Here is a 21,321-nt window from a genome sequence, read left to right on the forward strand (position 1 = left end):
ATTGATTAATATAACTCAAGGTCAACGGATGATGATCTCCCCATATCTGTTTTTACGCCTATTTCGCCCTCGACTGCTGGGGGGATTAATCGTCCTCGTATTATGGGGAGAAAGCCATCGGCTGAATGCCGAAGAGATTCAATTCAATACTGACGTACTGGATTTAAAAGACAGCACCAATATCGATCTGCAACAGTTTTCCCGTGGCGGCTACATCATGCCGGGCGAATACAGCATGGCGGTAAAAATTAACAACCAGGCTTTACCGGAACAAACCATTCTGTTTTATCCACCGGAGAATGACCCGAAAGGCAGTGAAGCCTGTATTTCCCCGGCGCTGGTTGAGCAACTGGGGCTCAAGCCCCAGGCACAAACGCACCTTGGCTGGTGGCATCAGGGGCAGTGCCTACAGGTTAACAGCCTTGAAGGGATGGAAGCCCACGGTGATTTGGCCACTTCCACTCTGTCTATCAGCATTCCTCAGGCCTACCTGGAATATGTTGCAGCAAATTGGGAGCCCTCTTCACGCTGGGATAACGGCATCCCCGGCATCTTGCTGGATTACAACCTTAACGCACAGGTTCAGCAGCAACGCCAACAGCCGGGTAACCAGAATCAGGATCTCAGCGGCAACGGTATTCTGGGCGTCAACCAAGGGTCGTGGCGGCTGCGAGCCGGTTGGCAAAGCCAACTCCAGCACCAGACCGGTCGCGAGCAACCAACGCAAAGAAGCTGGGACTGGGAGCGTTTATACGCCTACCGGGCGATCCTGCGTTTGAAAGCGCGCTTGATGCTGGGCGAACAGTTTCTGGATTCCAGCCTTTTTGACAGCTTCCGCTTTACCGGGATCAGCCTGGCGACCGACGACCGGATGCTGCCACCAAACTTACGCGGCTATGCCCCGGAAGTCAGAGGTATTGCCCGCACCAATGCCAAGGTGGTTATCAGCCAGCAAGGGCGGGTGCTGTATGAAACCTTGGTGGCCGCTGGCCCATTCCGTATTCAGGATATCAATAGCGCAGTCTCCGGTCAGTTGGATGTGCGTGTGGAAGAACAAGACGGCAGCGTGCAGTCTTTCAGCATCAGCACCGCCAATATCCCCTATCTGACCCGGGCAGGAACGGTGCGTTACAAGCTGGTTGCCGGGCGCCCGTCTGATATCAACCGCCACACCAGCGATCCGACTTTTACCGCTGGCGAGTTCTCCTGGGGCGTCAGTAACGGTTGGTCGCTCTACGGCGGCGCAATTATGGGGGAACAGTACAACACCCTGGCTCTTGGCCTGGGGCGTGACCTGATGATACTCGGCGCACTGGCGTTTGATGTGACCCAGTCGCGCGTACGCGTGGAAGACCCGGAAAAAACGCTGTCCGGTGGCTCATACCGCCTCAGCTACTCGAAACGCTTCGATGATTACGACAGCGAAGTGGAATTTGCCGGCTACCGCTTTTCCGAGAAAAACTTCATGAGCATGGCTGAGTTTCTGGACATGCGTAATAACGGCGGTGTGCGTTCTCAGAACAGTAAAGAGATGTACACCGTCTCCCTGACCAAACAGTTTCGCGAATCAGGGGTAAGCGCCTATCTGAATTATGAGCACCGCACTTATTGGGATCGCGCGGATAACGATCGCTATAGCCTGTCTCTGGCGCGCTATTTCAACCTTGGTCGTTTCAAGAACCTGAGCCTGTCGCTTAATGCTTATCGCCATCAATACAACAAGATCAATGATGACGGCGCGTATCTGTCGCTTTCTATCCCATGGGGAGATCGGGGCTCCCTCGGTTATAGCAGCATGTTTACCCGGCAAAATAACGACCAGCGCGTGAGCTATGCCGACCGGATTAACGGTGATGACAATTATCAGATCACAACCGGCGCGGATCGTGACGGGCTGAAGTTGGCCGGATTCTATAACCATAACGGGGATAGCGCATTGGTCAACCTCAGCGCCAGTTATGCACGCAACAGTTACACCGCGCTGGGGATGTCGCTGAGAGGAGGTGCCACCCTAACCCAGGAAGGCGCCGCGCTGCACCGCGTCAGCTCGCTGGGCGGATCGCGCCTGCTGCTGGATACCGATGGCGTTGCCGGGATCCCCATCCAGGGTAATAACACCACGGCCACCTGGAGTAATCGCTTTGGTAAAGCGGTGGTGGCGGACATCAACAGTTACTACCGAGACAGCGTCAGTATTGACCTGAACCAACTGCCGGATAACGCCGAAGCCGTCAGTTCAGTGGTGCAAGCCACGCTGACCGAAGGCGCGATTGGCTACCGCCGCTTTGACGTGGTGTCCGGTGAAAAAGTGATGGCCGTGATTCGTTTGGCCGATGGGTCAACCCCGCCCTTTGGGGCCACGGTGGTGAATCAGAGAGAGAAAACCGTTGGCATGATCAGTGATGAGGGCAACGTTTATCTGAGTGGGATCACCGAAGGGGAAACAATGACCGCCCATTGGAGCGGCAGCAAACAGTGCGTGCTTTCACTACCGAAGAAGTTGCCAGCCAACAGAATGGCAGAGCTGCTATTACCCTGCCAGCGGTTAACCACCAGCAAAGCGGGCTGATCGGGTTATTTAATAAGCTTAACAATGAGAAACGTGATGAAAATGAATGCGAGTACCCCATTTACCGTTGGCCTGCTGCTTGGCGCGCTCGGTATTCAGCCAGCACAGGCGGCAATAGCACTCGATCGGACGCGGGTGATTTTTAACGGCACAGACAAATCCATCAGCCTGAGCGTCGGCAATGACAATAAGCAGTTGCCTTATCTGGCACAGGGTTGGATTGAGGATGCCCAAGGCAACAAGATCAGCAGCCCACTGGCGGTTTTGCCACCGGTACAACGTATAGAGCCGGGAGCGAAAAGCCAGATCAAGATCCAGGCACTGCCGGCAATTGCTCAACTGCCGCAGGATCGGGAGTCGGTCTTTTACTTCAATCTGCGTGAAATACCCCCCCGCAGCGATGGGGGCAATACGCTACAGATCGCGCTGCAAACGCGTATCAAACTGTTTTATCGCCCTAAAAGCATCGTGCAGACGGCCACGGAGCTTGCCAATCCGTGGCAAGAGAAAGTGACGCTGACCAGAATGGGGGACAAATATCAGGTGAATAACCCGACCCCTTACTACGTGACGATCGTAGACGCGGGCAGCAGAAAAGGCGCGGAGAGCATTAAAGGTTTTGAACCGCTGATGGTTGCGCCAAAAAGCAGCGGAAACCTGAATATCAATGCCAATACTCTGGGCAATAGCCCGGTACTGACCTACGTCAATGATTATGGCGGCCGTCCGGCGCTGGCGTTCAATTGTATTTCCAGCTCCTGCCTGGTCGTGCCGGAGACGCGTGGTCAGTAACAGCGCTGATGAGCCTCATCGGCAAGGAGAGACGATGCAACGGAAGTCCGTTTGGCGGCCAGGATCGGGCAACATAATGCTCATCGCAGGCCGAACGCTGGGTTTATTAAGCTGCCTGCTCGCGTTCCCGCTACAGGCAGTGGACAACCGTACGGTGACGGTCACGCTCAACATCCTGGCAGGGGTGCCCTGTACGATTGATGTAAGCCGGGTTAATCCGCTGAATCTGGGCCAGATCGTCACGACTCAGGTTAACGGTAATTATCGCAAGACGCTGATCCCTTATACGTTGACATGCAGCACCGCGACCAATTTGAAGATGACTATTCTCACCAACGCTGCTGCGACCTGGTATGGAGCGGGAACCTTGGTGACGGGCGGGATAAATTCACAAGATTTAGGTATTCAACTGTTGAAAGAAAACGGTACGCCGGTGGTTTTTAATGAGGCCATCGCCTTTAACTCCGTCAGCCCTCCTGCGTTATTTGCCGTACCGGTAAAACGCGCGGGAGCGGTGTTAAATGCAGCCAGTTTTTATTCAGCTTCGGCCACCATGAGAGTGGAATATCCCTAGAACAATTATCGATACAGGAGCGTTATTTTTATGAAGCAATATCAAGCGGTGCTAGCGTTATTTTTTTCAGGCGTGTTCAGCCATTCCGCACAGGCGGTTGACGCTGCCATGTCGTTTAGCGGGGAATTGGTGAGTCCCCCTTGTACGATAAACAGCGGTGCGGCGATTACCGTCCCTTTTGACAAAGTCGTCATCACTCAGATTGATGGCGTGTATAAAAAGAAACTGGTGGATTATACCCTGACCTGTACAGCGACGGTCCCGCTCTCGTTGAAAATCTCGGGGGCCGCATCATCGTTTACGTCGGCAGGAACCATCCAGACCTCAGTCACTGATTTAGGTATTCAATTGCTGGTAGGGAGTGCTCCCATTACCTTAAATACCGCCTGGACGTTTAACCCGGCACTGAAACCTGACCTGTATGCAGTACCGGTAAAACGTACAGGAAGTGCATTGACGGCTCAGCCTTTCTCCGCGTCGGCAACCATGACTGTTGATTATCCATAAAAGAGAGAGGCGATGATGAGATACTCTATTAGCCAACCAGCCTTGCTGCTTGCAGGTATTCTCATCTGCAACCATTCGGTAATTGCGGCCGATATGACCTTTATGGGTGAGTTAATTGAGCCCGCCTGCACATTGGAGAACGATAAGATCCTGGTCGATATGGGCACCGTATTTGAACAATACATTTATGCCAACCAACGGACGCCCGGCACGTTGTTTGAGCTGCGCCTGAAGAATTGCGATCTTACTCATACTAATAGGGTGAAAGTCACGTTTGAAGGGTTACACAATACGGCATTACCGACATTGTTGGCGGTCAACGGCGGAGCTAACCGCGGCATCGCCATCGGGCTGGAGACCCCCTCCGGCCAGGCAGTGCCGCTGGGCAACACGGAGGATTATCCGTTGCTGGCGGGTGATAACACGCTCAAGCTGAAGGCCTACATACAGGGTGAACCGAATGCCCTCATCAATAAGACCATTGTACGCAGTGCCTTCAGCGCCATAGCGACGTTTACCCTGGAATATTTCTAACAGGCTATTACAGAAAATGACCATCATCTTTTAGCGCCAATAATTTGGAGGATGTCTAACACATTCTATTTTCTGGCCATTAACAATTTTTATGATTGACGGATGTCACGATGAACAGATTTTTATCCGCAAGAAATACAATAATACTGCGCTTACTCATCACCTTTGCGCTGATATTTTCTTCTGGCTCACAAGCCACGCCATGGGCATTGAAGTTTGTTAGTGCGAAGGCTGCTAATGGTTTTATGACTTTTACCTACTCAGTCAGTACCATGCTGCCAGTAATGTGCACTGGCGTGGGTTCCCCAACGAATCCCGGCGGATCCTGGGATATTGGTTATCCAGGCTATGGTTACCCTGGGCCTGCCGCATATGCGCAATGTACCTGGAATGGCTATCAATATAGCAGCCAATGGTTGGCTGACGTGGTTACGCTGCAAGTGCCGCTTGGGTTGATCAGGGAAGGGGTCTGCCCTACGGTGATCTATCGGGATTACGGGATCTCAGATGAATATCCGTTGACCTGTACCCTGCCCCCGCTCGTTCAACCATTGAGCTGTAGCTTCGGCTCGGCCTCTGACTTTATTATTCGCCACGGCGATGTGCCTATTGCCGACGCCAAGAATATCACCGGTAATGCAGTAAAAGCGATCGACGGCAACATCACCTGCACGGGGAGCGGAAGTGGTACGGTGAAATTGACGCTGCTCAATAGTGGCTGGATGACTCTTGCTACCGATGCGGGGGGCACACTGCGTACTATGCTGACGATCAACAATACTTTAGGTTCAGCCCAAATCAACGTGGCCGCCGGTTCGACAACATTTGAGCTCCGCAGCACGTTATCAATACTGAATAACTACAGCACTCCAGGCAATAACATCTCTGGTTCAACCACACTTCGTTTGGAAATCCCCTAATTACAGGCCAGTTAAAAACTGGCCTGTAATTTTTTGTAATAGCTGACTATTTGCGTTGCCAGCCTATCAGTCGGATTGCCTCACCATTGGCCGATACCGGTATGAAAGCACGGTGACCACATAATAAAAAAGACTGGCAGCCACTAAAGAGTTGATAGCCGGAACGCCCGCTTCGATAACAAACCCGATAAAGCCCCCGAATACGCACCCGATAATACCTGGCCAGACGATATTAGGCATGTTTTCAAGGCTAGGTAATTCTCCCGTGGCACGAGAATCGTCCAACGCTTTTTTGTGCGTGCGTATGAAATAGAATTCAACGAGCATAATACCCACAATCGGTGGGAACAAGATCCCCATCAACTCTAGGAAGCCGATGAATTGGTCTAGAATACCCAGAATTGACAATGTGGTGCCAATAACACCAATAGCCAATGTGGTGACAATATAGTTGAGCCTAATGCCAAAAAGGCATTCAACCGCATTTGCCAAGCCAAGGGAGGAAGAATAAAGGTTGAGATCGTTAACACGCAGCGTTGAGAAAATCACAATCAATAAGCCGACCCCGCCTGCTGCGGTAGACATGATGGTGACCACATCAGAAGAACCGATGGCCCTGGCAAGCGCAATTGCTAATCCGTTAACGATAAACTCACCAGCAATGATGGTGATGAGCGACACGCCCAACACTTGCTTTTTATTACTGAGATAGCGCGTGATATCCGGTGTTGTCAAAGCCGCCAGAGTATAGGAGCCAATAATAATCGTGATGGCTGTACTGATGCTGATAACCTCACCGCTTGGCTTGGTTAGTATTAACGCCGAAAAATCATGGCCTGAAATAGTGAGAAATGAAATATAACAAATGGCTGCGATAAAGAGAGGGATGGCAAACTTGGCGATAAACCGCAGGGCTTTGAACCCGATGGCCACCAGAATAGTCAATATAATGCCTGCGATGGCGGCGGAAGCCTTAAACCCCAAATGCCCTCCCAGAGCAAAATCCAGTGATTTGCCAAATATTGCCGTTTGAATGCCAAACCAACCCATTAAACTGACGGCAATGACGATACCGATCAGCGCGGAACCAATACGGCCAAAACCGCACCATCTCGCCAGCAAGCTGCATGACATACCCTCTTGCATACCTGCCACGCCCATTCCATAGGTCAAAACGCCGCATACTATACTGGCGATCAGAATCGCGGTATAAGCATCCAGAATTGACATGCCATGCCCTAATGCCGCACCGAGCATGAACTGATCCAGCGCGGTCAACATGCCCGCATGGACCAGAGCGACACCAATGAAAGGCAACCGCTTATTGTGTGGAACACGTTTTAAAGCGAATTCGTCTCTACCTTCAGACACAATTTTATCCTTAAATGAACTTAATGCCTTTCACAATAAAATCTTCGGGTATATAGCAATCCAGCCCAATGACCAAGGCGTACTCAATGAATTGATGCAGACTTGATACTTTTGCTTTGCGATATATAGTATAAATATGCCGCTCAACCGTTCTCACATTAATATTTAACGTTCTGGATATTTCTTTGGCTGAGTATCGTTGAATCAAAAAGAAGATAACTTTAAGTTCAGTGGGGGAAAAGGAGTCCGTGGGCGCTAATGAACTTACAAACCGGGATTTTTCATTTTTGAAATAATTCATCGGGGTCAGTAATTTGAATGGCCGCGAAGACCAGAGCGTCCCTACCACTTTGTCCCCAAGAAAGATGGGATATTTGTCACCGATATAGGGGGAAAGATAAGAATGACCATACCAGTAACTGGTTTCTATGACAGGCACATGCATTTTCTTTTGAATGACCATGATGTCCTGCGTTGTGTACGCATCGGCCAACTCGCTCCAATCAACGGGAACCTCTTCGTCGAGCCTGCCTATGATGTCGTACCCTTTGGGGATGTTTGCATACTTGATCGCGGCGTCATTCATGTAAACGTTGACAGAGTCTACGTCTTTAATCCCCCACGGGATGCTCGACATCTCTAGATAGGGTATTAGCTCTTCCAGGCTTTTTTTAATATGATAGAACACAGGCCATCCCTCCTTGTGACTTCTTTGGCATCATATATTAGCTTTTTTAAACTTTCAAGCTGGAATGATTGGATGCCTATACGTAATAAATACGTATATACAAACATAATTTCTCAAGTAGAATCGGGAATTGGCTGACACTAGGGAAATAATTTGTTAGTCAAAGACACAGCAATCAAAATCCGAAATAATATAATTATAATCACAACATTATGACAACACGTTTTTTTCAAAAAAACGTAATTCTCTACTCGTTATATCCCAAAAGTAAAAAATCAAAATCCCGCCACTCCAGGCGGGATTATTTACACCTAAAATTCTGATGAATAAATTTTTGACACGTTACTGCCCAACGCGGTCAGAAACGCGAGGCGGCAGGCCATCGCGTATGATCTTCATACTGATTGTGTCCACGTAAGGCCTTCTAAAGAAATTGCGGGATTTTCACCCGCGAGCAAAGCCCCCATCACCACAGCGCTACCGGCGGCCAGCGTAAAACCCAAGCTCCCCTGGCCAAGGTTCATCCACAGATTTTGATAACCCGTTCGCCCCAGTTGCGGGGGCCCCGCAGGGGTGGAAGGCCGCATGCCAGCCCAGGCTTCTTCATCATCGACCCCTTGTAATTCAGGGAAGCTGCTGGCGACGATCTTTTTCAATGCCAGAATGCGTTCAGGGCGCAACTCATCGCCGTCATAGCCGATATCGACCATCGCCGCGATGCGTAGCTGGTCGCCGAGCCGGGCGTAAACCACCTTATGACCATAGTCAGTGACGCTAACGTCAGGCGCAATTCCGGGTTGTTTGGGATAGGGAAGCGTCAAACTGTAACCTTTAAGGGCACATAGCGGCACGCGAACTCCGGTTGCGGAAAGCAACGGGCCGCTGCCGTTGCCTGCCGCCACCACGTAATCATCACCAACGACAGCCCCCCGGCTAAACAGCTATTTAGGCCATGTCACTAATGCGACAGAGCCTTCGGCCTTACTATCAGCGCATCAATTCCAACCTCAGATTAGATTCATTGACCTGAAGAGAGGAGACTTGCGCATCTTTTGTTTGCAGCTCAGGTTCAATATCTAACCGCACAGTCAAGGTTTTACCTTTAGTCAGTTGCCCGTTTACAGTGGCGGCAAAACTTTGATCTGGCTTTAATTGCAGGCTGGACTGTGAGCCTGAGAGAACCCCGCTCGGTGTAATATGGGCGACAGACACACTCTGGCCATCTAATTGTGCATCTGACAGATGAATACGCACGCTGCCCTGCTCGCCGTAACGTAAGTCACCATTGGCTGCTTGAGCACCACGCAGCGTCAAGCGTATGGCCTGGGTGTACGGGCAAACGACGTTAACCATTATCGTGCGTTTCCCCGGTGTCACATGATTTCTGCCACTGGATGACTCATTTAGCTGCCAGCGAGTTTGATTACCATAGTCAATCACGGGCGCTCCCAGCGACAGATTGCAGCGGGAATCTGGCATCATATCCGATGGGCTGTCGGCAAAACCACTGCTGAAAGGCGTATTCGCCCCGGCTAAAGGGCTGAAAGCCAAAGCGAATAACACGGTAGTCGGTAATATTCTCATCGTAATATCCTGTTATTTACAGACGGCTGACGCTGTCTCATACAGTTCACCTGCATCGGCCTTCTCTGGCAGAATAAGCGTCAGGCTACAGATAGTTTTACCGGAAGACTGGACCTCAAGGACCATATTGGTTGCGGCATCAGGCACAAACACACGGCCATGGTTTCCGACCACGGTAACGAATTTACCTTTACTATCGAAAACACTGGAACCTTGTGATAACGCTTTTCCTTGCGCATCAGCCGCATCAACTAATACTCGACGTGTACGTACCACATCAAAATTGACATGGCTGACCGAGCCACGTGCAGCTTCAGTTTCTTGCAAGGCATTATCGATATCCACGTCTTTCCTTAAGCTAGTGGTTTTCACCTGAATCGTTGAACGCTTATAGCTGCTGAGTGATGGCAGTACCGCATAACCCTTTCTGTCTGTCCACGTCGGGCCGGCTGGTGTATCTAATTGAACACCAGCTTCCTCACCAACCTTGGCAATACCAAAGGTATCTTGGATAGGATATGGCGAAAGTGTAATACCCCCATTATGTACCACCACGCCCCCAGAAGCCCGGGCTGACCAGGTGGTGGAATTGTCAGAGTCGTGGCTGACGCTACCACTGAGTTGGCTGATGGATGTCAATCTGTCAATGCTACCGGTATTCGAGAAACGCTCATTGCGGAAATCACGTTCACTGGCGATACTCCACCCACGATCCTGGCTGGTTCGATCGCTGTAACGTACACCGGCACGAGTACCACGATCGGTGCTATTAACGTAGCTGCTAACGCTTCTGCCATCGAAGGGGATATTCATCGTCAGATACAGCCGATTTTCAGCCTCGTTATTCCGGTTATTGGTATTGCGTTCTGCGCTGGCACTGACAAACGTGCGGCCAAACTGCCGGCTCCAGCTACTACGCAGATAGTCCGTGTTGTTGCCATTAAATGAAGATGTGCGCGCCCAAGATAGCGAGAGGTTACCCACGTTTTCTACCGCCCAACTGACACCGGTGCCGTACTGGCTGCGAGTACGATACTGATAATCCAATTCATCGTCCTGTAAAGCATCACTCAGTTCGCTATAGCCCGATGTTTGATAGCTGGCATTGATATTCACCGCCAGACGCTCACTCAGACTCTGGTTAACGCTGGCCGTAGTTGAAACACCGTTGTTACCGTGCTTCTGATTTTGAGCCACCGTTGCCTGCACGGTGAGCAATGTTGCATCAAAGGGCTGGTTATCAACTCCCAGTGCTCCGGCCCGGTAAGGTTCAGAGCCTAGAATACCGGCATTGAGTGTCGTTCTGGGGGTAAGTAACCAACCGTTGGCAAGCGTGCCTAATATCGGCGACTCACTGCTGCTCTGTTGATCAAGCTTACCTGCACCCAATGACAACCCTGGAGCAACCGCATTTCCGTTCAGTAATAATGACGCCGCTGGCACAGTGAACTGCCGGGTTTCACCGTTGCTTCCCGTCATCACCACTTCCAGGTCGCTTCGGGTATTCAACAGTGAAAAACCTTGAAGGCGAAAGGGGCCCGCAGGGACGATGGTGCTATACATCAGCACGCCAGATTGGCGGATTTCGACCACTGACTGAGTATCTGCCGTGCCTTCTACTAATCCTGCACCACCGCGATCGCCGACCAGAGCCGCTTCCGGAAACATCTGAAAACCGAGCACCTGACCGGTACCAAACAGCGAGTTAGACAGGCTTATCTGACCGGCTTGAAGCACTTTTTTTATGCCTGCAAAGCTGCGCTGGGCATAGGCAGCTTGATGCCTTAGCAAATTCTCGTCGTTAAAGCGTGAAAAAGTCTGGCGGCTGCGCACAATCCAATCGCTGAAATTAAACCCCGCCTCGGTGCCAAGTTGTGTAAAGTTTACGCCGCCCGATGGACCCGATGAATCCATATATTGCCCGTCGTAGTTAAACATGCCGGCAAAGCCGCCATGCTGCCAGTTACCACTTTCTGTGCCCGAGGCTGAAACGGCCTGCCCGGGTACGACCAAGTCAACCCGACCTTCTCCCGGATCAAGATTAAGCTCGGTTTGTGGCCAGGCAGACTTCAGGTCAAAACAGGCGGTTTTTTCAGAGAAACCCGGAGGTGATATTAAACCGGCCTTTTTTTGAAAGTCGGCGTCGGCGCAAATCTTACCACTCTCATCAAAACGCGCTTTAACTTTACCACGCGCACTGCCATTGACAGTCAAAACCACAGAGGTCTCACCGGGCATAAAACGAGGAGCCTGGCTAAACCAGTCGGCCAGTTTGGTGTCAACGCCACGCGCCTGCATGGCTTGAATATCAAATTCAGTATCACCACCATATTCTTGTTCGTTATCAGCCAACGCAGGTAACGCCATGAATGACGCAGTCAGCATAGATAATAATTTTACAGCCCCTTTGGGATTCAGTTGCGTGGTAAAAAGCACGGCATTTCTCTTAATTATTTAGTGTGGCGTCATAGGTATCAACGGTGAATCCCCAAGTAGTTGCTGGGGAAATACGCACTTGTTTGGCTGCTCCAACCTTTTTATTGTTATCCGGTGTCAACGTTAGCGTTTGGCCCGGTAAAATATACGAATTAGGTAATGTCCACGGAGTATTGTCTGGCAAAGTTTGTATCGCCTGGCTCAAACGAACGATATAAGGTGAGGGGTTACTCACCACCATTGAGTGACCGTTTTGCTTCCAGATCAGGTGCTTCCATGGAGCGTAATCTTTTGCCAGCCCAGCAGGACGGATAATCACTGGCAGATTCTGGCGTATAGTGGTACGCACCACATTTTTACCTTTTTGCTGTGGTGGCACACCTTCAAAAATAACGCGCTTCAGCCGTTCAGTTTTTAATGGCTCAGGATTGCTCAGAATAAACCGGACCCGCTGAGACTTACCCGGCTCAACGCGAACCGCTGGCGGTGTGACAGTCAGCAAAGCGTCAGTATCATCTTTAATATTTTCGATAGTGGTCAGAAGCAGAACGGGAAAAGCATCCGTGTTCTTGACGTTAACTGCCACTTCGCCATTATCTTGTTCAACAATAACCACGGTGGTATCAGGTAATACGCCAGTCGCGGACGAACAGGTAGCAACCAGCGATAATGCCAAAGCTCCCACCTGAAAGAGAGAAGAGAATTTCATGTGTAAGTTTTCTTTAGTTAAATATGGCAGAACGTCTTGTTAAATATAAACTCGATTTGATTTTCCAATTCAAAAGTCGGGCCATTAAGGCCCGAAAAAAAATTAAATTACAAATAGACTAATTCAAGGGTAGTCAAACCATCGAGCGTAATTTCGTGGGTGAGATCAAGCTCAGAGGTTTTATTAATAAACGCCTGAACGCCCAGCTTAGCGCTCATAGTAGTAAAGGCTTTTGGTGTCAATGAACCCGGCTCAGCCCAGCTAATAACACGTTGGGAGGTGCTATTATACATAGCGCCAGTCGATGCCTTACCCCAAGCCATGGTGCTCTCCTGTGCAGAAATCCCATCTACGGCTTCGCCATCAACTAACGCAGTAGTTGGATCGATTCTGGTAGAATAACCACCGATGCGGTTTTTATCAGCTGCGGCTCCACCATCCAGACCCAAGCCTACAATACCTAAGTTAGCACTGCCCGCGTTAAAGAACATAATGCCGGTTGGTGATGCATTTCCAATGCCTGCGTTTTCGGTTAATGCTGTTGGCAATGTACCTGGGCGGCCATTAATCGCTTTGATGGCAACTTTTGCCGGACCATCACAGGTAATAGCAAAATCGATTTGCTTTTCTTCCAGTGCGGTATATGAATCAGCACTCAGGGTGTTGGTTTTAATCGTGCCGTAATCCACTACGCCACCACCGCTCAGGCTAGGAGAACAGGCTACCGGGCTGATAGTACCGATAACTTTAATATCAACACTTTCTGCTGCCATGACTGGCAATGAAGTGGTAGCCAGCACAGCCAGCGCAAAAACGTTTTTCTGCATTTTACTCAACATCTATTTTCGTCCTTCCTTTTCAATATAAAAAATAACGCATTCCCGGTGAGTTTCCCTATGAAACTCGATATTCCTTGGTAATGCTTTTTGGCCCAAAGGGCGTTTATTTCACCAACCTCGTATTCTATGAACACCAGATCGGAAAATAACCACCACAAATGAATTTATTAAGATACCGGCACCATAACATCCAACTATAACCCCCCGACATACGCGTACCGGTCGATTAAAACCAACTGGGTTAAGTTGAGTAATCTATGTACATTCGCCATGTTTATCGGGTGCTTATATCATTTTAAATGCTATGATATTGACTCTTCTTCAGTAATTCATTTGTGAATTTTATTCAAACCTTATTTTACAGGGTTAGCTTTAATGTTGTTTTTAGATGCCATCTACTGCTCTCTCATCGAGGGCCATTTTATTCTGACTTAAAGCGCAATGAGTTAATTTAAACACTGGGAAATCTCTGTCATCCAGTTGTTAGCATTAACTCGCACTCTTTATTAACCCCTCGATGAAAGCTTTGGCTACTCTCTTGTTATGTTCCATATAAACGCTTAAAAGCCAGATATCAAATCACATTAATTATTATAGCTAGTGATGTTCAATATTGCCTTAGCATTTAGCTGCGCCCGATCTAATGCCGCAGAGTCACATTTATGCCAGAGACAAAGCGTGTCCCAGCATGCCAGGCTAATGCAGGCAACTGAAATTTTTTGGATTAGAAACGTTGTCAAATGACATCATAAATAGCCTGCTATCTGACTACGTCTTGTTGCAACAACGCTGGGTGATAATGCAGCAGTCACAATAAAGCGGTTATTCAAATCTAAATCCTTTTAAAAACATGACATCACATCAAGGTAATTCAATTTGTCCCGTGACTGTTTCATTCAAACCAATAGAGACTTAGTAAATTTAAATCTTATTATCTCTAGGCAGCCATTTCTGGTTAACTTGCGGCAATGGTAACTGCGATGACTTTGCTGAGTCAATATCACTATCTATTTTACTGGACGCACTCATTAATTGTCATACCATTCAATAATATAGATTGAATTGTTGGGTTTATTTCAAGGTTATTCCTAATTATTTTACTGGTGTTAGATCACTATTCCAACCCACAAAACAGAATAAAAAACCATGAAAATTATAAATTTTAGATTATATCACCAATTAACATCAATTCATTAGCATCTAAGCGCATTAATTAGTCAGAGTATAAAAACAATCAAGTAATTATTCTTTAGCAATAAAAAATCACTCTATCATTGGGTAATTAATAAAATTAACCATTTGAATATTAAGGTATATTTTTACAAGCAGTGCACATCAATAAAAACACAAGGTTATTCCTAATACTTTAGCGCTTAATGTCAACTTAAGTAAGGAAGAGTATATTTTACTATAATTTCATAAAGTCTTATTGTAATCGATAATTAATGAACACCTATAGCCATTAAATGACCCTGACGTTAAACGACTGAAGGCTTTTAAAGAAAAGAGCACGAATCTGAAACCGTTGTTCCAATCGGCCTAGGCTGTGTCCCTCAATTAAAAGTGATATTCATAATCACCTAATTCCCATTGCCTTATGCCAGTACGAGGATAAACGCAGGCCGGTAGCCAATGAGATCATCCTGGCTAACCGTGAACGCGAGCAGCAGGAGTGGGTTACTGCCTCGAAGAAAGCAGCAGAAAAACAAGCGGATATTAAGAAAATAACCGACAGCTACCGTAGCCTCGTCGAGCGGCCGAAAGGAAATTGATGTCGTGGATACCTGTACGCTTCTTCACTTCACTGTTTTGCCCTTACAGCCTAAGGCCACCTGACTGCGGACACGGCGCGGCACCGGCGCCTTTTGCTATGGTCGCTCTAGGATTTGCGGCCCCGCCCCCTGCTCGCCCAGGACATCACCGGGATTGCGCAGTGGACAATCATCCAGGGAAAGACAACCACAACCGATACAACTGTCTAACTCATCGCGCAAGCGTGTCAGTTTTTTAATGCGCTCATCCAGGCTTTCGCGCCAATACGAGGACAGTTTCCGCCACTGTGCCGCCGTCAGTTTGTTGCCTGGCGCATAGCGACCCAATGCTTCTTTGATCTCTTCCAACGGAATACCGGTACGCTGCGCCACCTTGATGATCGCAATGTAGCGCAACACCACTGAAGAGAAACGCCGCTGGTTGCCTTCGCTGCGCGTGCTGGCGATCAGTCCCTTGGACTCATAAAAATGGATCGTGGAGACCGGTACACCACTGCGGTGTGCGACTTCGCCAACCGTCAATGCACGAGAAAAATCAATTGTTTGTTTGGCAATCATAACCCTTTACCTCAAGTTAACTTGGGGTTTTATACTGCAATGAGTGAACGCTTGCAATGCCTTGTTGCACTTTCCCCTACAGCACTAGAGGCCAGGTAGCATTTGCCTGGCCCCATTCATCAGGAGTAACCGTGCATGCGTAATTTCATCGACAATACACTTTACAGCCGCTGGCTGTGGCTGGTCGCCCGGCTTCTTCTGTCAGTCGTTTTTCTGTCCTCCGGACTGGCCAAACTCATCGACTTCGACACGGGCTTGAACGAGATGCGTGCCGCAGGTCTGCAACCTGAGTGGCTGTTCAACATTGCCACTATCCTGATCTTGCTGGTGGGTTCAGTGTTACTGCTGTTGGATCGAGCCTTGTGGCTGGGCGCAGGTGCCCTGTCTCTATTTTTAGTGTTGACGATTCTGATCGTCCATCGTTTCTGGGCACTACCGCAGCCCCACTACAGGCAGAAAATGCTGGACCACTGATGGTTATCGCCTGGGTCGCAGCGCTGTCAGTCGCCGGTGTAGGGATCGGGCTGGCGTGGCCGCTGCTTGGGGTGGCTGCAATGAGCAGTACTCTCGATCCAGCCGAAGGCGGTAAGGCGGCGGCGGCAATAACCACTACGCAGCTTATCGCCTTTTCGATCACGTCCGCGCTGGCTGGCACACTTATGGCGGCAGGAGCAGACTCGGTGGCTGATTCTGCACGTTATGTCTCACTTGGGATCGCACTTATCGCCTTATTAGGTGTTTTTGTCGCAGGGGTTGCCACGAGAAAATAGGTATTGGCTCCCAGTATGGGGCAATAAGATCCAGACGGCAGGCGGGACATGATGCGGTGGATAGCTTTGAAATGAGGTTGGATATACCGAAACTGCCAGCAATATAGTTACTGATCACACAACGCCAACAACGCCAACAACGCCAACAACGCCAACAACGCCAACAACGCCAGTGACGATACTGGCGCTGTTGGTTTCTACGACTTATTTTTGCCATTGTTGTTAGAGATAACGCCTTACAAAAAACACCGGCAAGATGTTTCTCCTGCTGGCCTTTGATTTTTATATAAGTTCCGTCCATTCTCCACCGACGAACCACCGTGCGCTTACGTCAGTGAAATACCTTATCCAGCAATGGCATCCGGCGGATAACCCAACGGTGAAGCGTAGAATGGTCAACGACAATACCGCGTTCTGCCATCATCAATGCGACACAACCCATAAGACTTAGGCTGCTTTATTGCTGTTTTCCGTCACTCATAATTAATAACAAATGTCGCATCCGCATTCGCAATGCCCGGCTGTGGATCGTTGGCAGTAGCGATATAGTTGGCATAAAAGACCATTGTGGCATCGCCATTTGCATCGGTCGCCATTTCCAGGCTTGCCTGATCGAGCGGCAGCCGGATGCGGTTGCTGTCACGCAGTTCCAAAGCAATATGGGTTGCGCTGCTGCTGCCATTCAGCGCCAGCAGCTCACGGTTACTGGTGGAAGCGGTGCCTGAAAAGGTGATCGACGCTTTACCACTCCCCGGGCAGCCCATCAGTGACAGGGAAAACGGGATCTCACGCGACGTGTCCCCCGCATTGCGGATCTGCTTGGTCGCCCAGGTACCCATATTGACGGTTTTGTCTACATCACCCGGTGCTGCAATACAGGTTCTGTCCACAATATTACCGGTCAGTTGTATGTTGATCTCACCCAACGCGGTATCGGCACGTGCGCCCCCCACCAGCAGGTATGCGGCCAGCGCCAGCAGGCCGAGTTTTTGCATACTTTGCATAGCGTTATCCTTAGTCATAGTCCACACGCAGGTAGCCGCGCGCAGTAAAAGGCCCAGTCTCAGGCTTGACGCCCGTTACGCTCACCGGTACGGCGGTGATAGTCACGTTGGCTTTGGCTGCATCATCCAGTTGGAAACCGAGCTTGCTGGTCGCGTCATTGGGGATAAACACCGGGCCACTGCCGGTACCGCCTGACACCTTGAAGCCAAGATCGGGGTTATCCGACACCATGATATCGCCAGCGTTTTTTTCGGCTTCCAACCGCAGGGTGAGATAGGCCTGGGCGTCAACGTTGGTGCACTTGATCGCCACAGATTTTGTCTGCGGCGTGACCCTTGCCGGGCTATTACCCGCGCCCGCCTGGCTGAACAGTGTCGAGGCGATATCACCAAAATCAAACTGCACTATTTGCCCAACGTTAAGCTCGCAGGTTTGTGGCACATTAATCTTGCCGCTGTAACTGATGGTATAAACCGGGGTGATCAGTGGATCCGCATTGGTGGTCGTCACATAGACGGTAAATAACGTCTTTCTGGGGATTGCCACCATATTGATAAACGGCTTGGTGACCCTCAGTCTGAAAACCAGTCCACCGTCCAAAACATCGAAAACCTGATTGACCGGAACACGGATGTCCTCCCCCATTTGGAAGTAATTCGTCGGGGGATAGAACATTTGATCACCGTTGTTACCATGATCGGTGATTTGCATTGCGCCTTGCAGGTAATCATTAAGCTGCAAGTACTTATAATTATCGATAGTTGCCACTACGGGTAAATCAGTGACATAGCTGCGCATGGTGGTTTCGCCCGTGGTGCCCGGTGGACAGATAGCCTTGACACCGACCAGACCGCTATATCCGGTTAAATTGACAACCTGACCGACCCGATTATTGGATGCGCTAAAAGCATTCGATAAATCATAAGGGAGATCTTTAACGCCACCGACTGGGGCGCACACTTTGGCATAGGCCGGGGCGCCTGCTAATAGCAGCACCGCCCCGGCGAAATACATGTTGATATTCATTCTGCTTTTCCTGGCTTGTCGGTTAATGACAGGCAACGGTTACGGCCATGACAGCCTGCTTCAGGTTTTCTTTAGGCAGCGAGTAAGACGCGTTACATTGCGAGCCTGCATCCTTGCCCCATGAGATCAGCAACTTGCCTTGCAGCGGCAATCCACTCATATAGAGTTGCCCATCTTCGCCCACCATACTGGTCGTTCCGCTGGTTTCCTCACGCACCACCGCGCCAAAAGGCACCAGGTTATTGCCGCGTTTCACGGTGAAGAGTGCACGAACGCCAATACGCGGGTCGAACGTTGCCCGGACCAGCGCACCTTCGGTAGGCACCACGCTGGCAACGTTGTCCGTCATATCGGTGTGTTCGTCCATCGAGTTGGTGTCCAGCGCGATGCGGTTATAGCGATAGTTGGAGGCATAAGGGACTACCGCGTAACCCCGCCAGTCGGTCTTCACGCCGGTCTGGTTTTCCACTCTCACGCCAGCAGCGCCAGGGGCTTTGATCAACACGTTGGTATCGCCCAGCGGCTGGCTGAAGGTCACGCCATCGGCATGCCCTACTACCCCACCGGCAACCTGCCAGTTCAGATCGTGCTGGCCGCTGCCGTAGCTATAACCGAGGCCAATGGTATTGTAGGTGCCCTGCCAGTTGAGGTTGGCATTGCCCCCGGTCGCGCTGCCGCTGTTCTGGGTCACGCTGTAAGCCAGGTTACGCCCTTCCAGTAAGGTACCGCTCAGACCGGTCCGCCAGGTATTTTTCCCATCGGAATCATGGCTGGTTGCGACGGTGGCATAGGCCCGGTCCAGCAGGGAGTCTGTCGAATAACTGCGGCCAAACAGCACACTGAACGGTATCGACACGTTGAGCGACATGATGCGGTTGTTCGCGTTGGTATCCAGCGTTTTGTTCCAGGATAAGCCGAGGGCATAATTGATCCCACGCCAACCGCTGGAATACCCGAGTTGATACAGGATGTTGGTCCGGTTGGTCCCCCAGTAAGTCTGCTGGGTGCCAGACATATACAGAGAACCATACTCGCCCAACGACTGGGTGATGTTGGCCTGGAAATTCTGCTTCTTGTTGTAACGCAGGTTGTAATAGGTGGCAACGATCGGAATTTTGCCGTAGTTACCGTCAATCTCCAGCTGATTATCGTACCCTTCCAGTTGCTTATAGGCGACATCACTCAGCGTGTGGAAACCCTGGGTGGAATAGCGATACCCCAGAACGCGGAAGTTGGTACCGTATTCATTGAGAGATTTGGCATACAGGAAACGTATCGACTGCCCGTCATAGTTGCTGTCATCCGCCAGCTTGCTGTGCGCATGGGTGGCATCAAACGAGATAGCTCCCCAACTGCCCAGGTTTTTGCCGATCCCGATGGCCGCAGAGGCGTAGCGTTCCGCAATCTGCCCGCCGCCGTACAGGGTATAGCCGTTCGGCAACCCGCCAATCAGGGTCACCTGGGAGAACGCCGGCTCGGACTGTTGGCTATTACCGCTACGGAACTTCCCTACCACCACGTCATATTTGAAGCGGCCTTCGCGCAGCAGCATCGGCACGGTAGAGTAAGGCACCGTAAACACCTGATTGTTGCCGTCTCTTTCTGCAACGGTCACTTCAAGGTCACCACTGGAGATACGCGCGTTCATGTCGTCAATCACAAACGGCCCCGGCGGCACGAAGTTTTGATAGATGACAAACCCATTCTGGCGGATGGTGATTTTGGCATTACTTCTGGCAATCCCACGCACCGTGGGGGCAAACCCCTGCAAGGCATCCGGGTACATGCTGTCGGTAGAATACAGCCGCGCCCCCCGGAACCCCGTGCTGTCAAACAGGTTATTGTCGGTGTTACTGTCCCCCATCACCAAGGTGCTTTTCAGCGGAATAATGGCACGCTGAACAGAGGTACCGATAGATGTCCAGCGGTTGTAAGTATTGCCATCGGCCCCCGTGCTGTGGCTCCACGAACTGTTGTTACGCAGACGCCAGGCGCCCACATTGGCACCACTCTGCAGGTTCAGGTAATAGCTGTCTCCGCTCGAGCCACGGTTGCCGGAAGCGTTATAGTTCAGCAAGACGGCCGGGATCCCTTCGTCCCACTCTTCCGGTGGAATATAGCCACGCACCGTGTTAAGCAGTGCAGCCTGGGGTATGTTGATGCTCAGGCGTTGGCGCGCAAAATCAAACGTGACTTCTGAACCGGTGACCTCTTTCAGCAGATCCACACAGGCTTCAGGCTTGAGTTTGCTCAAGTCAGGATGGGCGGCAATATTCACACCGATGCGTTTCAACCAACGCTGATCCATACAAGGTTCGAGCCCGCCTGCCGAAGGCTTGACACTCGCTCCACGGGGGGCGGCAATGAAATTCATATCCTGAGTAGCCACCAGTTCCTCGTTGACAATAATATCAACGCGGTAGGTGCCAGGGACCTGGTCGGTGCCTTTTTCAAAACGCGAAAGGTCTGAGACTTTAGCCACGTCATCAGATAAAAATCCCGTGTTGAAATAGCTCTCAGCTGAACTCATGCCGGAATAAAGAATGGCCATAAGCGCTGCGGCCAACGAGCTAAAATGGGGCATCTTGCCCTTTGCTTCAAAAATGTCACATCTAACTGACCTTTTCATCATTGCCTCTATAATCTTCCGCTGACAAAGAGCTCTTC

General features: G+C 50.2%; 18 protein-coding genes and 2 pseudogenes. 8 read left to right on the forward strand and 12 right to left on the reverse strand.

All coding sequences use genetic code 11. The annotated features are described in order from the left end of the window. Window positions 1-28 precede the first annotated feature (28 nt). The 6 genes from ACX1CU_RS17520 (at window position 29) to ACX1CU_RS17545 (ending at window position 5,896) form a co-directional block, all read left to right on the forward strand. Window positions 29-2,569, forward strand: a complete 2,541-nt coding sequence (locus ACX1CU_RS17520; RefSeq protein WP_459399528.1) for an outer membrane usher protein — start codon at window positions 29-31, stop codon at window positions 2,567-2,569. A 36-nt stretch (window positions 2,570-2,605) separates the two neighbouring features. Further along, window positions 2,606-3,361 carry a fimbria/pilus periplasmic chaperone gene (locus ACX1CU_RS17525; RefSeq protein WP_459399529.1) on the forward strand — a complete coding sequence of 252 codons (756 nt, stop codon included), beginning with the start codon at window positions 2,606-2,608 and terminating at the stop codon, window positions 3,359-3,361. A 34-nt stretch (window positions 3,362-3,395) separates the two neighbouring features. Next, on the forward strand, window positions 3,396-3,935 hold the full coding sequence (locus tag ACX1CU_RS17530; protein WP_459399530.1) for a fimbrial protein: 540 nt from the start codon (window positions 3,396-3,398) through the stop codon (window positions 3,933-3,935). Between the two features lie 30 nt (window positions 3,936-3,965). Continuing rightward, the gene (locus tag ACX1CU_RS17535) at window positions 3,966-4,442 is read left to right on the forward strand and encodes a fimbrial protein (protein ID WP_459399531.1); all 477 of its coding nucleotides are present in this window, start codon (window positions 3,966-3,968) and stop codon (window positions 4,440-4,442) included. Window positions 4,443-4,454: 12 nt separating this feature from the next. After that, the gene (locus ACX1CU_RS17540; RefSeq protein WP_459399532.1) at window positions 4,455-4,976 is read left to right on the forward strand and encodes a fimbrial protein; all 522 of its coding nucleotides are present in this window, start codon (window positions 4,455-4,457) and stop codon (window positions 4,974-4,976) included. A gap of 110 nt (window positions 4,977-5,086) precedes the next feature. Beyond that, entirely contained in the window at window positions 5,087-5,896 is an 810-nt protein-coding gene (locus ACX1CU_RS17545; protein WP_459399533.1) for a hypothetical protein, read from the forward strand. Window positions 5,897-5,962: 66 nt separating this feature from the next. Here the strand turns inward: ACX1CU_RS17545 and ACX1CU_RS17550 are convergent, their stop codons facing one another. From ACX1CU_RS17550 to soxR, 8 genes and pseudogenes are all read right to left on the reverse strand, one after another. Further along, the gene (locus ACX1CU_RS17550) at window positions 5,963-7,267 is read right to left on the reverse strand and encodes a purine-cytosine permease family protein (RefSeq protein ID WP_459399534.1); all 1,305 of its coding nucleotides are present in this window, start codon (window positions 7,265-7,267) and stop codon (window positions 5,963-5,965) included. Window positions 7,268-7,277: 10 nt separating this feature from the next. Continuing rightward, window positions 7,278-7,955 (reverse strand): helix-turn-helix transcriptional regulator, encoded by a 678-nt coding sequence (locus ACX1CU_RS17555; protein WP_459399535.1) that lies wholly within the window; start codon window positions 7,953-7,955, stop codon window positions 7,278-7,280. Between the two features lie 395 nt (window positions 7,956-8,350). After that, window positions 8,351-8,890 (reverse strand): annotated as a pseudogene (locus tag ACX1CU_RS17560) (FAD-dependent oxidoreductase); the annotation flags it as partial. A gap of 52 nt (window positions 8,891-8,942) precedes the next feature. Further along, window positions 8,943-9,539 carry a DUF1120 domain-containing protein gene (locus ACX1CU_RS17565; protein WP_459399536.1) on the reverse strand — a complete coding sequence of 199 codons (597 nt, stop codon included), beginning with the start codon at window positions 9,537-9,539 and terminating at the stop codon, window positions 8,943-8,945. 12 nt (window positions 9,540-9,551) lie between these two features. Next, the gene (locus tag ACX1CU_RS17570; RefSeq protein ID WP_459402849.1) at window positions 9,552-11,906 is read right to left on the reverse strand and encodes a fimbria/pilus outer membrane usher protein; all 2,355 of its coding nucleotides are present in this window, start codon (window positions 11,904-11,906) and stop codon (window positions 9,552-9,554) included. 79 nt (window positions 11,907-11,985) lie between these two features. Next, on the reverse strand, window positions 11,986-12,684 hold the full coding sequence (locus tag ACX1CU_RS17575) for a fimbria/pilus chaperone family protein (protein ID WP_459399537.1): 699 nt from the start codon (window positions 12,682-12,684) through the stop codon (window positions 11,986-11,988). Window positions 12,685-12,791: 107 nt separating this feature from the next. Further along, the gene (locus tag ACX1CU_RS17580) at window positions 12,792-13,523 is read right to left on the reverse strand and encodes a DUF1120 domain-containing protein (RefSeq protein WP_459399538.1); all 732 of its coding nucleotides are present in this window, start codon (window positions 13,521-13,523) and stop codon (window positions 12,792-12,794) included. A 1,868-nt stretch (window positions 13,524-15,391) separates the two neighbouring features. Then, a complete protein-coding gene (gene soxR, locus ACX1CU_RS17585; protein WP_459399539.1) occupies window positions 15,392-15,853 on the reverse strand; it encodes a redox-sensitive transcriptional activator SoxR in 462 nt (153 codons plus the stop codon). A gap of 135 nt (window positions 15,854-15,988) precedes the next feature. Here soxR and ACX1CU_RS17590 point away from each other — a divergent pair, with 135 nt between their 5' ends. Together ACX1CU_RS17590 and ACX1CU_RS17595 are read left to right on the forward strand one after the other, a co-directional pair. Further along, window positions 15,989-16,327 (forward strand): DoxX family protein, encoded by a 339-nt coding sequence (locus ACX1CU_RS17590; protein WP_459399540.1) that lies wholly within the window; start codon window positions 15,989-15,991, stop codon window positions 16,325-16,327. Beyond that, window positions 16,327-16,623 (forward strand): hypothetical protein, encoded by a 297-nt coding sequence (locus tag ACX1CU_RS17595; protein WP_459399541.1) that lies wholly within the window; start codon window positions 16,327-16,329, stop codon window positions 16,621-16,623. The genes ACX1CU_RS17590 and ACX1CU_RS17595 overlap by 1 nt, the downstream gene beginning before the upstream one ends. A 268-nt stretch (window positions 16,624-16,891) precedes the next feature. Here ACX1CU_RS17595 and ACX1CU_RS17600 read toward each other — a convergent pair. From ACX1CU_RS17600 to ACX1CU_RS17615, 4 genes and pseudogenes are all read right to left on the reverse strand, one after another. Further along, window positions 16,892-17,047: pseudogene (locus ACX1CU_RS17600) on the reverse strand (IS6 family transposase); the annotation flags it as partial. Between the two features lie 49 nt (window positions 17,048-17,096). Next, window positions 17,097-17,618 (reverse strand): fimbria assembly protein, encoded by a 522-nt coding sequence (gene sfmF / locus ACX1CU_RS17605; protein WP_459402850.1) that lies wholly within the window; start codon window positions 17,616-17,618, stop codon window positions 17,097-17,099. A gap of 19 nt (window positions 17,619-17,637) precedes the next feature. Continuing rightward, a complete protein-coding gene (fimH, locus tag ACX1CU_RS17610; protein ID WP_459399542.1) occupies window positions 17,638-18,654 on the reverse strand; it encodes a type 1 fimbria D-mannose specific adhesin FimH in 1,017 nt (338 codons plus the stop codon). A 22-nt stretch (window positions 18,655-18,676) separates the two neighbouring features. Next, entirely contained in the window at window positions 18,677-21,283 is a 2,607-nt protein-coding gene (locus tag ACX1CU_RS17615; RefSeq protein WP_459402851.1) for a fimbrial biogenesis usher protein, read from the reverse strand. Between the last annotated feature and the right edge of the window lie 38 nt (window positions 21,284-21,321).

Source organism: Serratia sp. D1N4 (genome assembly GCF_054552755.1).